The organism is Bifidobacterium jacchi (assembly GCF_009078285.1).
Lineage (GTDB): Bacteria > Actinomycetota > Actinomycetes > Actinomycetales > Bifidobacteriaceae > Bifidobacterium > Bifidobacterium jacchi.
The window spans coordinates 18584-35073 of the sequence record NZ_RQSP01000010.1 but is presented as its reverse complement, the minus strand read 5'-3'; the positions used below and the strand labels follow the sequence as shown (position 1 = coordinate 35073).

Below are 16490 nucleotides of genomic sequence, written 5' to 3'. Positions count from 1 at the left end.
ACGGCAAGGTCTATAATTGTTAACTTTTCCAACGATCTTGGTACCGACGTGTGCTATGGTTTCTAATCAGGTACAAGGTATGCCATTGCGCGGTAGACTGATTCAGCAAGATGGGACACCAAGGACCGTTCCTAATCATTAGGAGGGAAAGATGAAGAACTTGAAGAACAAGATCGTCGCGTTGGTTTCCGCGCTGTGCGCTCTCGTTGCGTTCATTGGTTTCGCTCCGGCCGCGGCCATGGCCGATGAGACCGGCTCGTACGGCGCGAACGTCACCGTCAATGGCACGACCGCCACCGTCACCGTGAACTTCCGTGCCGATGAGATCGCCCAGTACGGCGAATATGTGTATGTTGAGGCTGATTCCAAGCTGGTTGCGCAGGTTGTTCCTGCCGCTGACATCCAGAACGCCGAGGTCTTCTACGCCGGTCACGTGACCGCCGAGAAGCCGACCGTCACGTTCACGTTCAAGCTGACCAGCGCCGCTACCTGCCAGGGTGGCAAGGTGGAGTACAACGTCTACCTCGGCAAGAACAAGGTCACCAACAACAACGAAGAGCTCACCAACGCTCAGACCGCTGAGGCTGATCTGTCGAAGGCGCTCTACAGCGGCAGCGCGAATGTCCCGGCTGTGGGCAACACCTGCGCTCCGACTTCCAACAACAACGGCACCACCGCCAACACCGGTGCCTCCGTGCTCCCCTACGGCATTGCAGTCGTGCTGCTGGCTCTCGCCGGTGCCGCTGTGCTCGCCGTTCGCAAGCAGCAGGTTCGCCGCTGAGCATTGACTCATACGCCTTTTGCAGGCGTTGACTGAATCAGTACCAATGAATGGGCAGGGATGCAATCCCTGCCCATTTGCGTATCTCACCCCAAATGATGGTCACATTGGCCGCATGCCAATCGTTTGGCGTTCGTCAGTCCATCGCATCATCAGCATTTCAGCCATTATCATCCCAACCATCGGATCGAGATCAAGAAGATCAGCCATGCATATCACCGCCATCTGCTCGGGTAATATCTGTCGTTCGCCGATGACAGAATATCTGCTGCGGCGCGAGTTCCAACGCAACCACATCAGCGGCATCACCGTGTCCAGCGCGGGCACGCTGCATCTGAGCGAACGCACGATGGAGCCGACGTGCCTTGAACTGCTCGAAGCGGACGGCATCGACGCATCAGACTTCCGCTCCACGGTCTGCGATGCCGATGTGATGCGTCACAGCGATCTGACGCTCTGCTTCACGATGAACCACATCGACGAGGTCGTGCAATACAGCCCCGCCGCCATTCGATCAACGTTTCTGCTCACCGATTTCGCCGTGCTCTGCCAGCTCGCCGTCGCGCACGGCGACATCGAAGGCGACACAGCGAGTCAGCGACTCGGATCGATCATTGACGCCGCGCCGCTCCTGCGCCCGCTGCTGCCGCCATCCCAGGAAATCGCCGACCCATATGGCAAACCGCGTGAAGCGTTCAATCTGGCTCATCTGGCCATTGCCAAGGCGGTTGCCACCATCGCGATGATCGTCGCCGCACCGGCTGCAACACCGACCGAGCGATCACAGCGGTCGAAACGACACACAACGCAGCATCTGACAGAACCGGCCCCCGCCCAACGCGTGGAAGCGCAACCATACGCCACCGAGCAGTCGCACGCCGCCGTCGACAGTACATCCACGACAGCGACGGGAACGGCATCCTCAGCTACAGCGGCACCGGCAACCGCACCGGCACCGGCAGTTGCATCACCAGTGGCGGCATCCACCACGGCAGCCACAACCATAGCAGCCGAAACCGCAGCGAACCGAACCATGCCTGACATGCCAGGCATGCCTGATCCGTTCCCCGGCCGCCGCGTGCGCCACACAAATCCCGACATCCCCTCGCTCGACCTGAGCTGAACAACCGTCAACCCACAACAGCCATGTCAAACAGCAGCAACAGCACCGTCACCAGCCCAGCCGTCACCACTACAGCCAGCAGCAGCCCAGCCGTCACCACTACAGCCAGCAACGTTCCCAGCAGCAGCATCCATACCAATGCGCTGCCAGCAGCATCCCCGGCAGCCGTCATCACTGCGCGCCACGCCTCCCCCGCCGCAGCCACCACATCAACAGCAACGCCGGCGATGCGCGACCGCAGCGATCTCCTGTGGTACGCCGCGCTCGCACTGCTGCCGGTGGACGGCACCATCCTCGGCGTGCAGATGCCGTACTATTCGCCGCTCTCCCCGCTGCTGTTCACCGCGTACGTTATCTGCAACACGCGATTCGTGCCGGCGGCCCTGCGCCGATTCCCCGCGTTGCCGCCGCTGTTCGCGCTGCTGGCTGCGACCAGCGTGTACGGCTGGGTGAGCGTGGGCGTCAACGTCACGTATCTCATCCGCACCACGCTCGCGCTGCTGTTCGGCGCGCTGACGCTGCTGTCGTTCACGATCGCCTGGTCGGCAAAGCGCCTGTCGATGCGCGCAGCAGTCACCGTGGTGGTCTGCGCGTATGGCGCCGCGTTTCTGTTCGGCGTGCTCACCTGGTTTGCGCAGCCGAATCATCTGAACATCCCACTGTGGCGCAACCAGCTGATGCAGCTGTTTCTGCGGCAGTATTTCATTGCGCGGCCGCAGTTCCTGTTCGCGGAGCCGAGCTATATTGGCATGCATCTGTTCGGCGTGCTGCTGCCGTTGTTCTGGATCAGCCGGGATCGGCGGCTGATCGCTCTGGTTGCCGTGTTCGCCGCGGGATCGCTGGCGATGGGCGCCGGCGTGCGCATTGTGCTCGACACGGTGGTGGCGGGCGCGCTGTTTGCAGCGGCGGAGATTCCGTGGGGACGGCTGTGGGCGCGTATGCTGCGGGATCGGCGTCTGTTGGCGGGGTCGGCGCTCGGTCTGGCCGCGCTCGTTTCGGCTGGTGTTGGACTGATCGCCACGCAGCCGCGTATTCAGACGCTGCTGGCGCGCGGCCTGTTCACCGGCGACGCGTCGATGTCGGCGCGGATTCTGCGCACGATCCAGCCGCTGGCGGCGGGTCTTCACGACTGGCCGCATCTGCTGTTCGGCTTTGGCGCAGGCAACCTTGCCGAGGCGATGCAGCGCGGTTTCCCGTATGCGTTTGAGTGGTATCGTTCGCACGGCGGCCTGCTGACCGAGGAGATCAGCGAGATGGAGTATCCGCTGGGGCCGACGCTCAATCGGGCGGGGAACGTGTTCACGATGGATGCCTACGCGTCGTTCATCGTCGAATTCGGTGTGCTGATGTTCGCGCTGGCGCTGGCGCTGCTGCTGTGGCATGTGACGCGCTGGCACGCGTGGAGCAGGACCACCGTATGCTGGCTGCTGCTGCTCGCGTACCTGTACGCGCAGTTCGAAGCGTACGCGTTCCCCGCGATCTGGCTGTTCATCTGGGCGTGTGCCGCGGGTGCGCGCTTCGGGCGTACTTCGGGCGCGATGCGCAAGCGCGGCGCACAGCGGAATCGGTAGGTGGATTCAGTAGACGGATTGCGGTAGGTGCTGCCCCGGCGGCGTTCGGTAGGTGGATTCAGTAACGTTTTGCAGTCTCAGCGATCGAGATTCAGGCGATTCTCGCGTAGTGACCGTATTGCCGTATATTGATAGCAGAGCCATGTCGATACCGACGTTCGACATCGGCGTTCGACATCGGCGTATTACAGGCATAGTACGGTCTCTTCATGATGGATGCGCTTCATGATGGGCTGCAGGAGGCGGCGATGGTCCCCATCGAAGACGTGTACGAGCAGATCCGAGCATTTGCGGCTGAATCAGGAGCGCGCACAGTGATTCTGTTTGGCTCCAGAGCCACGAACACGAACCGACCCAAAGCGACATCGACCTCGCAGTGAGCGGATGCCCCGATTTCGATGCTCTGGAAAGCCGTCTACGCGATGATCTGTGGTCGCTACTCGACGTGGATGTCATCAACCTCGATGAGCCGATCAGCGATGAGCCGCGCAAGGAGATCAAACGCACGGGAAAGGTGCTCTATGAAAAAGTATGAAAACTATATCGCCGCATTGCGCTCCCTGCGTCAGGCACCTTCGCAGGATCTGAGCAACGAATTCATCCAAAGCGGTATCATCGACAAATTCGAACTTCAATTTGAGCTCGGATGGAAGCTATTCACGACGTTGCTGGCATATGAAGGCGATCCGGTGTCCGCTTCCGGTTCGCCCAGAGACGTCATCAAAACCGCATACCAGTACTATGACTTCATGAACGAGTCGCTCTGGCTGCGCATGCTTCGCGACCGTAGCGATTCGGCTCATATCTATGACGAGAATCGCGCACTTCGACTCGTGCACAGCATCATCGAGGAGTACATTCCCGAATTTGAGCGTGTGGATCGAGGCCTGACCATACGCTACGGGACGCTGCTACGGGACGCTGCTCAATGAGTAGTGCTCAATGAGTAGTGCTTCGAGTGTTTTCGGGCGTTATCGTTGGCTCGGATACTGATCGAACTAGGCGCAGGTTTCTCCGCGTGCTGGCGCTAGTTTTTCTCGAAACAAACGGCTATTTCGAGATTCTCTTGCGCTACGAGGCGTCCCAGCGCAAGAGAATCTCGAACTCAACGTGAATCCCGAGAAAAACTTGCGCTAAGCAGCGGGTCTGCGCAAGGAATTCTCGAAATGGCCGATTATCCCGAGAAAAACTTGCGCCGGGACCCTAGGACGAGGGGTGTGCTGGGACGAGGCGACGCGCCGGATAGGACGCGACGCAAATTGTCGCCAATTCAAACCGGCAGCTCCCACATTGCCGTTCTCACACGAGAATTCTCACATGAACGAACCACTCACAGCCACACGCAGTGACGTGACCGATCACATCGCGTCATGCGGCAAACCCTCGCAGCCACGCGATGAAAAAACGGGGCTTTTTGCGATCGCGTGGCTGCACGATCAGCCACGACTTGTGATAGGACCGGTCACAATCGATCGCGTGGCTGCAAAAACGGGTCGATATGGTGCACGCGAGGGCGCGTGACCGGTCACATCTCGTCGCGCGGCAAGCCCCCGCAGCCACGCGATGAAAAAACGGGGCTTTTTGCGATCGCGTGGCTGCACGATCAGCCACGACTCGTGATGGGACCGGTCACATCGCGTCGCGTGGCTGTGAAAACGGGTCGATATGGCGTGCGCGAGGGCGCGTGACCGATCACATCGCGTCATGCGGCAAGCCCTCGCAGCCACGCGATGAAAAAACGGGCCGTTTTGCGATCGCGTGGCTGCACGCACCCGCCCGAACGCACCTGCGCCGGTCCGCTGGCCATCGTCGAAGCGTTTGAACCGCGGCGTCGCCAATCGGCGCACATGGTGACACGGCAGCGCCCAAGCCGACGCTCAAGTCAACGCGCGAGGTGCCCTTGAGATGTCCTCAACCGCGCCTCGCGACCATGCGTCGAAGCGCACAACGGTGCACAGCGGCACCCCCTATTCGCCGATCACAAAACCGAGCCGAGCACGGCGCATCAGTATCGTCAGCAGCCATGCGACCGTGCCGAATCCGAGGAAATTGCTCAAGCCAAACCCAAGCGAAACGTGTCCGCACTGCGCGAGATGCAACACACCATCAAAACCGTTGCGGCATAAGGCTTTTTCACCCCCCAAACCGTTTCTTCGGGGGGGGGGAGAGAGATATATTCAGAAATCTCATCGAGATTTTGCTGAAGAAGTGCTTAATAAAGGTTGTCCAAAAAGAAAACCGAGGGGGGCATTGAAGATGAGGCAAACACTCTCATGTCAAGAGTCAACTTTTCGATCTCTCTTTGTCGGCGACCCTGCTGACGCCTCATCCGACGGGCATGAGGCCGCAACATCTCCCTATGCGCTGATGTTCGCCGGGCAGGGCGGTTCCTCGTGGCGGGACGTGCTCAACGACGCCTGTCTGGATGGCGAGGTACGAACATTCGTCGATGATCTGCGCACCAGGGCCGACACCATTCTGGAGCCCATTGCTCCCGACATGCTGCCGGTGGTGGCGGGCGGAGACAACGACGTCTCCCGACTCGCCTCGGATGCGGCCGTGAGCGTGCCCGGCATCACGATCGCACAGGCCGCGGAACTGGCGTATTTCGGCAAGACCGCCGATCCGCTGTTCTCCCGTCATCTGCCGGATGCCTATCTTGGTCATTCACAGGGCGTGATCGCCGTGCATCTGGCCAAGGCGTACCTGTCCCACGACATCGATCAGGCGGCACGGTGGTATGCGATCGCCCGAATCATCGGCGCCGCGGCATCGCTGCGTTCCCGCTCACTCGGCATCACCCGTTCGCAGCAGGCCACTCCCATGCTGTCGGTGAAGGGCATCGCCGCCTCGCAGGCAGGCGGGATCGCATCGCGTATTCTTCATGCCGACATTGCGCCCGCAGTCGTCAACGCCTACGATCACGTCGCATTCTCCGGCATGCCGGCAACCATGTCGCGGCTTGCGCGGGGCCTGCGGCAGTGGGCGTCGGCGCGCCCCACGGGCAGCACGGCGGCGACGCCCATCGTGGAATTCCTCTCGGTGGGCGCCCCGTTCCACTGCGCGCTGCTGGCACCCGCAGTGGAGCAGAGCGTGCTGTGGGCGCGCCAATGCGGGCTCGACGAGGATGCGACACGCCATATCGCTCAGCTTATGCTCACTACGCCGGACGACTGGCATACTCGCATCACCAAGGCCCTTGACGACGGCATCCGCTGGTTCATTGATCTCGGTCCGGGCAATGTGCTCGGCGATATCACCCGTTCCATTATCCGCGGGTCGGGGGCGGGGGTCATCTCCGCCGGAGAACCGCGACTGTGTGACGAGATCGGCATGCCGGGATTCGCATGCAAGGCATCCGACGACTGGTCCGCATACGCACCCAAGCTGATCTCGCTTCCCGATGGGCGCACGGTTCTCGACACCGCGTTCACTCGTCTGACCGGCCGTTCCGCCATCATGCTCGGCGGCATGACGCCCACCACCGTGGATCCGGCCATCGTCGCCGCAGCGGCGAACGCCGGGCATTGGGCCGAACTCGCCGGCGGCGGGCAGACCGGCAGGAAGGTCTTCTTCGACCGTATGAGGCAGCTGCACGCGCAGCTCAAGCCAGGTGTGGCGGTGCAGTTCAATACGATGATGATGAACCCCACGCTGTGGAATCTTCAGTTCGGCAACGCCGACATCGTGGGCAAAGCTCGCCGTGCCGGCGCTCCGCTCGACGGCGTCACGCTGTCCGCCGGATTGCCGGATCCAGCCGAGGCAGGCGCGCTGTTCGACCGGCTGCATAAGGACGGATTCCCTTACATCGCGCTCAAGGTCGGCTCCATTGAGCAGATTCGACGCGCGGTGGCGATCGCCCGGGAGCATCCGAAGACGACGCTCATCCTTCAGGTGGAGGACGGTCGTGGAGGCGGGCATCATTCCTGGCAGTCGCTTGACGACATGCTGCTCGCCCAGTATGCGAACATCCGGCACCTGCGCAATCTGGTGCTTGCCGTGGGCGGCGGATTCGGCACGCCGGACAAGGCGACCCGCTATCTTACCGGCGACTGGTCGCGTCGATACGGGCTTCGGGCCATGCCGGTGGATGCCGTCTTCGTCGGGACCGTGGCCGTGACGTGCCGCGAGGCGCTCACCAATCCCGATGTCAAGCAGGCGCTTGTGGATGCCGCCGGCATCCTTGAATCCAATGAGACAAGCGAAACCGGCACAGCACACGATCCCGGCGCGGCGCGCGAATCCAGCGCAACGCGCGAATCCGGCTCGGCAACCAGCCCGGCGGATGCTGGATGGATTCGTCGCAACACGGCTCAGGGAGGCGTGGCGTCGGGCGTAAGCGCGCTGCATGCCGACCTGTATGAACTCGACAATTCGGCGGCCCGCTGCAACCGGCTGCTCAACGAGATCACGCACAGCGACGATCTCGACAAAGCCGTGGAGGAGCATCGCAACGAGATCATCGCCGCGCTTGCCGCCACGGCGAAGCCGTATTTCGGCGATGTCACCGACATGTCGTATGCCGACTGGCTACGCCGCTATGCGGCGCTCTCCTACCCGTGGGTCGACGAATCATGGAGCGAGCGCTTCGCCAGCATGATCGAGCGGTGCGAGCAGCGCCTCACGGCGACGGATCACGGCGAATTCACCCCGTTGATCAACACGGATGACGCCGCGCGCGATCCGCTCGACGCCATCAGCCTGCTCATCCAGCACTATCCGGCTGCGGAAAGCGCCCATGTGTGCGAAACCGACGCGGCATGGTTCGTCGAGCTGTGCGACAAGCCTGGCACCAAGCCCGTGCCGTTTGTCCCGGTCATCGATTCCCAAGTGGCGCATCGCTGGGGTCAGGACGCCATGTGGCAGTCCCAGGATCGCCGATACACCGCCGATCAGGTGCTGGCGCTGCCCGGACCGCTGTCGGTCGCCCATGTCGACCGCGTCGACGAGCCGGTCGGCGAACTGCTGGATCGTTTTGAAACGGCATGCGTCACTGAGCTGGAATCCCGCGGCGTGCAGCCGACTGCGGCATGGTCGCGTCTGGCCGATGCGATTACCGGCCGACCCGTGACCACTCCTGACCGACTGGCATGCTCCTCGCCGCTGATTGAGCGATGCGGGCATCTGACCGCCAACACGGCGGCCGCGAACGCCACCACTGCCGCGAACGTCGCGAACGCTGCCAATGCGGATGCGCAGCACAGCACCGCATCGCGCAGCGGCTCCCCAACTCCCGTGGAGTGCCGCCCGGTGGAGGGCAGGGCTCACACGTATGAGATGATCACCCATCTTGACAACACGTTCTGGGACGCCCACAAGCAGGGATCTTCGGCCCATGTGGTACGCGAGATGCGTTTGCCGCTGAGCGTCACGGAAAGCACGACGAACGGCGGATATCCGATCGTCGACGAAACACTGCTTCGCGATGACATGATCGCGCTGCTTGCCGATATGGCCGGCGTAGGAACCAGCGACATATGCGGCAATCGCATCACCGCTCTGCCGCAGGCCGTGCCGTCGAAACGTTCCGCGTTCGGCGAACATCATGCCAGGCTTCACATCAACGACATGCTTGGTGCCATGCATGCGACCGTCATCGGCACCGCGCAGCTGTCCGATCATCTTCATCCCGCATCGGCGATTCCGGATGCGCTGATGTGCCTGCTGTGGCCGCTGATCTACTCAAGCATAGGCAACGGCTCAACTGACGGCACCCCGTGGATCTACGCGCTGCAATCCATGATTCATCTCAGTCATGAGGTGAGGTTCACCCACGACGGCGGCATCGCGCATCTGCTGGAACGCTACCGTGGCATGAGTGCCGATGGCGAGAATCCGTATCTGGATGCGGTCGTATGGTCGGATCCCGCGATCGATTCCGTCAACGGCCGCGTTCTGAGCGGACATATCGAGATCCATCTGCGCGCCGACTCGGCGAGGCAGGCAACCGCAACAGATTCGAGCGCAGCAGACGTGACCGCTACAGCCGCAACCACCAAAACCACAACTGACGATGTCGTGGCGGTGCTGACCGAACGATTCATCATACCGACCCATGTGTATGCGGACGATCCCGCCCCGCTCAGCGTGCCCTACGGCGGCGTGCTGGAAGCGGAGCATCGCTCCGCCACCGCCACCCGCCGCCGGCTGCTGCGCCACGCGATCATCACCGCGCCGACCGACATGAACGCCTTCGAACGCGTCTCCGGGGACTACAATCCGCTGCACGTCTCGCGGACCAACGCGCGCATGGTCGGATACGACAAGCCGATCGTCAACGGCATGTGGCTGTCCGCCGCGGCTCAGCAGCTCGTCTGTTCGCTCAACGACGAGGACGAGTCCCGCTATCGTATCGAGGGATGGACGTATTCCATGTTCGTCCCGGTACCGCTCGGCGCGCATGTGGACATCTCGGTCGAACGCGCGGGCCGCACGTCCAGAGGGCGTCTGCTGCTTGATGTGACATGCCGCGTAGGCGACGGCATCGTCGCGCGGGCGACGGCCGTCGTCGAAGCCCCGGTGACCGCATACGTGTTCCCCGGCCAGGGTTCGCAGCGCAAGGGCATGGGCATGAACGATCTGTCGCAATCCGCTGCGGTACGTGAGGTGTGGGATCGAGCGGACCGTCACACCCGTGAGCGATTCGGATTCTCGATTCTCACCATCGTTCGGGACAACCCCGAGTCCATCGTGGTGCAGGGCGTCGAGTACAGGCACCCCAAGGGCGTGCTGTTTCTTTCCCAGTTCACGCAGGTGGCGCTGACAGTGCTCGGCTTCGCGCAGTATGCGAAATTCGATTCCGAGAATGTGACGGACGACGCCAACGCCTATATCGCCGGCCACTCGCTGGGCGAGTACACCGCACTGTCGGTGGTGGGCAACGCCTTCTCGCTGGAAACCGTCATCGACATGGTCTATCAGCGCGGCAACACCATGTATGAGCTTGTCGAACGCGACGAACAAGGCCGTTCCAACTATGGCATGGGTGCGCTTCGCCCGATTCAGTTCGGCGTGGACGACGATGCCGTGGACGATTACGTGAACGATGTCTCCAAGCGATGCGGCGAGTTCCTGCAGATCGTCAACTACAACGTCGCCGGCTCGCAGTACGCCGTGGTCGGCACGCTCAAGGGCCTGCGCTTCCTCAAGTCCGACGCGGAGCAGCGTGCGCGCGAGTTCGGCGGCAAACCGCCGTACATGCCGATTCCCGGCATCGATGTGCCATTCCATTCGCGCATGATGCGCCCCGGCGTGGCGAAGTATCGCGAACGCCTGGAGTCGCTGATTCCCGCAGGATGACGATCCGCGCGGTCTGATCGGCCATTATATTCCCAATCTGGTCGCCCGTCCGTTCGCGTTGACCCGCGATTTCGCCGAATCGATTCTCGCCGTGGCGCCCTCGACCAGGATTCGCCAGGCGCTTGCCAGCGAAGAATCATGGGCGTGGTGGCAGCAGCATCCCCAGAAGCTGGCCCGTATGCTGCTCATCGAGCTGCTCGCATGGCAGTTCGCATCCCCGGTGCGCTGGATCGAAACGCAGCGACTGCTCTTCACGCCTCGCGAGCGCGGCGGGCTGGGCGTCGAACGGTTCGTGGAGGTCGGTTTGGCGGCAACGCCGGTGCTGGCCAACATGGCGGCGAAGACCCTGAAACAACCCGAATTCGAGGATGCTCACGTACAGGTGCTGAACGCCGAGCGAGACGCGGACCGTGTACTCGGCAACGACACCGATCCCGCTCCGGGAACGCAAGTCGATGCCTCGGATGCGGGCACTCGCAATGCGGTTGCGGATGCGGATGCCGCTGCAGCTGTGAACGACGATGCCGAATCGGATGCCGCAGACGTCGCATCCGCCTCCGTGCAGTCCCAGCCAGTGCAGTCCCAGCCGGCACAACCCCAATCAGCGCAATCCAAGCCAACGCAGGGCGCGTCGCAATCGCGGCACGCATCGACCGCCGCTGCCATCGCCACGGCTACCACGGCTACCACGCAGGCAGCCGCGCAGTCGACCCCGGCCACGCAACTGCGTTTCACCGCCACGGATGCGGTGCGCATGCTGCTGGCGTTGGAGAACAAGATCCGACTTGATCAGATCGGCTCGTCGGACACCTTGGAGACGCTTACCAATGGCGTCTCGTCGAAGCGCAACCAGCAACTGGTCGACATCGCCGCGGAGATCTCCGTGCCGTCATTGGATGGCGCGGCGGAGGCCACGATGAGCAAGCTCGCCGATATGGTGGATCACGCGGCCGGCGGATACAAGCCGTTCGGCTCGGTGCTCGACAAGGCGGTGAAGAGCCGCATTCACGAACTGTTCGGCGTGGCCCGCATCCCGCAATCACATGTGGCGCAACGGCTTGACCAGCATTGGACTCTGGGCGGCGACTGGGTGTACTGGACGCTTGCGCAGCTTCTGATCGGCACCCGCGAGGGGACGTCCCTGCGCGGCGACGCGTTGCGGACGTTGCCGAACGTGACCGTCAAGACGCGCGCCGACGCCGATCGGCTCATCGATGCCGCCATCAACGCCGTGGCGGCAAGCCATCATATCGCGATCTCCCCGGTCGTCGATGCCGCACAAGGCGGCGCGGCCGTCGATTCCAAAGCCTTGGACGCCTTCAAGGCGACGGTCACCGGCCCGGATGGCATCCTCGCGGCGACGGCACGCGATGTGCTGCAGCGACTGGGCATAGCGCCGACACCCGATTCGGCTGCCGATGGCGGCGAATCAGAGGCTGCGGCCAACGAGCGCGTCGTCGCTTTGGTGGAACGCGAGCTCGGCTCCGACTGGGCGCAAAGCGTGCGGCCCGCATTCGACGCGCGCAAGGCGGTGCTGTTCGACGACCGTTGGGCCAGCGCACGCGAGGATCTCGCCCGCCTGTATCTTTCCGGCTCGCTGCCGACCGATCCCATGTTCGGCGGCGAGGCGAGCTTCGTCGGCCTCGGTCGTGCCGTCGGCGCACAGGCGGCATGGTGGGCCGACAAGTGCGATGCGGAGGGCAAGGCCGATCTTGCCAGGCGGTTCCGCGGCATCGCGCAGGACGCCGAAGCGGACGAGGAGACGATCGCCCGGCGACTGCCCTATCACGGCAAGGTCGCGCTGATCACCGGCGCCACCCCGCATTCGATCGCCGGCGCGGTCACGTCGCGGTTCCTTGCAGGGGGCGCGACGGTGATCATCACCGCGTCGCACATCGACTGGCGGCGCGAGCAGTTCGCCCGTGACGTCTATCGTCGTCATGCCGCCGGCGATGCCAGGCTATGGCTGGTCCCAGCCAATCTCGCGGCGTACGGCGACGTGGATGCGCTCATCGCATGGGTGACCACCGAAAGCCGGCGGACCGTCGGCGCGAGCAGCATCCTGCTCAAGCCCGCGCTCATGCCGGACTTCTTCTTCCCGTTCGCCGCGCCGCGCGTCTCCGGCACCTTGGATCAGGTCGGGCCGAACGCCGAACGACAGATGCGCCTGCTGCTGTGGAGCGTGGAACGCGGCATCGCCGATCTGACGCGCGCCCGGCAGGATGTGGATGTCGCGCATCGCACGCTCGTCGTGCTGCCGGGCTCCGGCAATCGCGGCGTGTTCGGCGGCGACGGCGCCTACGGCGAGGCCAAGAACGCGTTTGACGCCATCGAGCGCAAGTGGAGGAGCGAGCCGGGATGGCATGATCGCATTCTTCTCGCCCAGCCGACGATCGGATGGGTGCGCGGCACCGGTCTGATGGCGCACAACGACCCGCTGGTCGCCGCCGTCGAGGCCAAGGGCGTACGCACGTATTCCACCGGCGAGATCGCCGACGAACTGATGAAGCTGTGCACGCCGGCCTCGATCGAAGCGGCGACCCATGCTCCGGTGCACGCCAATCTGACCGGCGGAGTCGGCGAGGTCGATGTCGATCTGGCGCAGGTCGGCAGCGAGTTCATCGCCGAATTCCGCAGGCAGCAGGCGCAGGAGCGCGAGCGGGCGGCGCGCGAATCCGCGGGCGCAGTGCAAAACGCTCCGCGCACGCTCAAGGCGCTGCCTTCGATCGCGGCCGCCTCCCCTGATGCGGCCGCCTCGACCGATGTCAGCGCGGATGCCATACGGCGCGAGGTGCTCACGGCCGAACAGTGGGGCGATGTGCGCACCGATCTCGACGATATGGCCGTGATCGTGGGCGTCGGCCTGATCGGCCCGTGGGGCTCCGGTCGCACCGCCGTCGAAGCGGAGCTGGGCATTCGCTACGATGGCATGGCCGATATGACGGCGAACGGCGTGATCGAGCTCGCGTGGTCGATGCATCTGATCACCTGGCAGGATGCGCCTCATCCCGGTTGGGCGGATGTCCGTTCCGGCGAACTGGTCGATGAAGCGGACATCTACGATCGCTACCACGACGAGGTCGTGGCCCGATGCGGCATACGAGAGCTGGAGGATGACGGCGAGATCGCTCCGGACGGCGATGAGATCATCCCGTCCGTGTATCTCAACGAGGATGTGTCGTTCAATGTGCCCGATCGCGAACAGGCCGAGGCATACAAGGCGGCGGACACGCAGAACACCGTCATTGCGCCGAACGGGCAGACCGGCGAGTGGACGGTCACCCGCAAGGCCGGCTCCATGGTGCGCGTGCCTCGTCGCAGGGCGCTGCTGCGTCACGTCGGCGCGCAGATCCCCAAGGGCTTCGATCCGGCCGTATGGGGTCTGCCGGCATCCATGCTGGAAAGTCTGGATGAGGTGTCCCTGTGGAGCATGTTCACCACTGTGGATGCCTTCCTCGCATCCGGGTTCACGCCAAGCGAGATCCTGCGCGCCATCCATCCGGCCGATTTCGCGTCCACGCAGAGCACCGGCATCGGCGGTGCCCGTTCGTCGCTGACGATGTTCCAGGAGTATGTCGCCGGGCATGACATCGCACCGGATCTGTTCGCCGAGGTCATGCCGAACATCATCGGCGGCCATGTCATGCAGTCCTATCTGGGCGGCTACGGCGAGATCAACACGCCCATCGGCGCCTGTGCGACCGCCGCCGTGAGCCTTGAGGAGGGCATCGACAAGATTCTGCTGCACAAGGCGGATTTCGTGGTCACCGGCGGTTCCGACGACATGTCGCAGGGGTCGGTGTTCGGCTTCGGCAACATGAACGCCACCGCCGACGACGCGATGCTGCATAAGGAGGGCATCGGCACCCGGTTCATGTCACGGCCCGACGATCGTCGTCGCGCCGGCTTCATCGAGGCGCAGGGCGGCGGCACCGTTCTGGTGGCCCGCGCGTCGCTCGCGCTGCGGCTCGGGCTGCCGGTGCTCGGCGTGGTCGGCTATGCGCGGACCTTCGCCGATGGCGCGCACGCCTCCATCCCCGCCCCCGGTCTCGGCGCCCTTGCCGCAGGCCGTGGCGGGCGTCGTTCCGCGCTGGCCCGTCAGCTCGCCGATCTGGGATTGACCGCCGACGACATCACCGTGGTGTGCAAGCACGACACCTCCACGAACGCGAACGACGCGAACGAATCGGAGATCCACCATCGTCTCGCGCGCGCGATCGGGCGCACCGCCGGCAATCCGCTGTACGTCTTCTCCCCCAAGGCGATCACCGGGCATGCGAAGGGCGGATCGTTCGTGTTCCAGACATCGGACATCATGCACATGTTCCGCTCCGGCAAGGTGCCCGCGAACATGTCGCTCGACTGCGTCGATCCGTCGATGCGCGAGCACGACGAACTGGTCTGGGTGCGCAATGCGCCGCTGGATCTGGCGAGCGCCGGCATCACCGTGAAATCGGTGATCGCCTCGTCGCTGGGATTCGGCCACGTCTCCTCGGTGGTGGTCTTCGTCAACCCGATCGCCTTCGAGGCCGCGGTGCTTTCCGGCGCAGGCACGCCGCAGGAGGGTCGCGAGCTGCTGGATCGCTGGCTGGCACGTTCTCGGACGCGTCTTGCCGCAGGCATGCAGCGGCTCGACGCCGGCATGCACGGTCATGCGGCGCTGTTCGAGCCGATCGAGCATCGTCATTTCGATCCTTCAGACGACGTGCATGACGTCGAAGCGGCGATGCTGCTCGACGACGACGCCCGGCTTGGCGCGGACGGCTGCTATCGGTCCGGCACGCAAGACACGCACGATACGCGAGGCACACAAGAGGAAGGGGCCGCTTCGGAGCAGCGATCATGACACGCACGACACGCACGCGCTCAGCGAAAACCCCGGCAGCGCAGTCGGCGAACGTATGGATCAACATACGCGCCGTACTTGCGCTGCTGGTCATCATCTACCATTCGACGATGATCTACAGCGATCCCGACGGCATGTATCCGACCAGCCGACGGCTCGAATTCAGCGGTCCGGGCTCTCCCCTCGCCACGGTGATCGGCGTCGGGTTCATCTCGATGATGCCGTTGTTCTTCGGCCTCGCCGGCTCCAGCATGGTGTATACCCTGCGCAAATCCACCAGTTATGCGGTGCTGATGCGCAAGAAGCTGTACCGTCTGGTCATTCCCTGGCTGTTCATCGGATTGTGCTGGTCCATTCCGCTGCGTTTCGCCACGCATAATCCGCAGTTTCAGGGCCTGACGTTCGGGCGCATTCTGTGGGAGACGTTCGTCACCGGCAATTTTTCGGATAATCTGTGGTTTCTTCAGGTGCTGTTCCTGATGTTCGTCGTGACCGGGCTGCCGTATCAGCTGTTCCGGCTGACCGATCGCGCCGACGTGGCGGTTGCGGTATGGTCCGTGTTCGTGTTCTTCGCCTCCGTGGCGGGCAATCATGTGCTTGAATCCCAGGGCATGACGTCGAAGGCGGTGTCGTCGTTCATCGCGAATCTGCCGTTCTTCGTCGCCGGTCTTCTGGCGCATCGCCAGTGGGCCCGGATTCGCAGGGTGCTGTTCGCGCCTCGGGTGCGCATCATCTCGATCGCGTTGCTGGTCGTGGCCTATGCGCTGATGTTCCTCATCGCCATGCGCGTCAGCGACGGGCTTGTGCACATGTATGCGATGCAGATCACCGCCATGCCGGTGCCGCTTGCCATCGCGGCGGTCATGCCGC

At 63.4% G+C, this 16490-nt stretch carries 8 protein-coding genes and 1 pseudogene; 8 read left to right on the top strand and 1 reads right to left on the bottom strand.

Features of this window, described 5'->3' with window-relative positions; genetic code table 11:
* Positions 1 to 151: 151 nt before the first annotated feature.
* The 5 genes and pseudogenes from EHS19_RS04280 (at position 152) to EHS19_RS04260 (ending at position 4407) form a co-directional block, all read left to right on the top strand.
* Complete coding sequence (locus EHS19_RS04280) at positions 152 to 781, top strand: hypothetical protein (RefSeq protein WP_151916555.1); 630 nt, start codon at positions 152 to 154, stop codon at positions 779 to 781.
* A 208-nt stretch (positions 782 to 989) separates the two neighbouring features.
* Positions 990 to 1904: an arsenate reductase/protein-tyrosine-phosphatase family protein gene (locus EHS19_RS04275; protein WP_175578297.1), complete on the top strand. Its 915-nt coding sequence runs from the start codon at positions 990 to 992 to the stop codon at positions 1902 to 1904.
* A gap of 23 nt (positions 1905 to 1927) precedes the next feature.
* On the top strand, positions 1928 to 3475 hold the full coding sequence (locus EHS19_RS04270; RefSeq protein ID WP_151916553.1) for a hypothetical protein: 1548 nt from the start codon (positions 1928 to 1930) through the stop codon (positions 3473 to 3475).
* A 248-nt stretch (positions 3476 to 3723) separates the two neighbouring features.
* Positions 3724 to 4010 (top strand): annotated as a pseudogene (locus tag EHS19_RS04265) (nucleotidyltransferase family protein).
* Entirely contained in the window at positions 3997 to 4407 is a 411-nt protein-coding gene (locus tag EHS19_RS04260) for an HI0074 family nucleotidyltransferase substrate-binding subunit (RefSeq protein WP_151916552.1), read from the top strand. The pseudogene EHS19_RS04265 and the gene EHS19_RS04260 overlap by 14 nt, the downstream one beginning before the upstream one ends.
* A 1035-nt stretch (positions 4408 to 5442) precedes the next feature.
* Here EHS19_RS04260 and EHS19_RS10710 read toward each other — a convergent pair.
* Positions 5443 to 5619 (bottom strand): hypothetical protein, encoded by a 177-nt coding sequence (locus EHS19_RS10710; RefSeq protein ID WP_175578296.1) that lies wholly within the window; start codon positions 5617 to 5619, stop codon positions 5443 to 5445.
* 223 nt (positions 5620 to 5842) lie between these two features.
* On the opposite strand from EHS19_RS10710, the gene EHS19_RS04255 reads away from it, so the two are divergent.
* The 3 genes from EHS19_RS04255 to EHS19_RS04245 form a co-directional block, all read left to right on the top strand.
* Positions 5843 to 10774 (top strand): fatty acid synthase subunit beta domain-containing protein, encoded by a 4932-nt coding sequence (locus tag EHS19_RS04255; RefSeq protein WP_175578295.1) that lies wholly within the window; start codon positions 5843 to 5845, stop codon positions 10772 to 10774.
* 91 nt (positions 10775 to 10865) lie between these two features.
* Entirely contained in the window at positions 10866 to 15620 is a 4755-nt protein-coding gene (locus tag EHS19_RS04250; protein ID WP_151916550.1) for a beta-ketoacyl synthase N-terminal-like domain-containing protein, read from the top strand.
* Positions 15617 to 16490 (top strand): acyltransferase family protein (locus tag EHS19_RS04245; protein WP_151916591.1); only part of this gene is annotated, 874 nt, incomplete at its 3' end. The genes EHS19_RS04250 and EHS19_RS04245, both read left to right, overlap by 4 nt.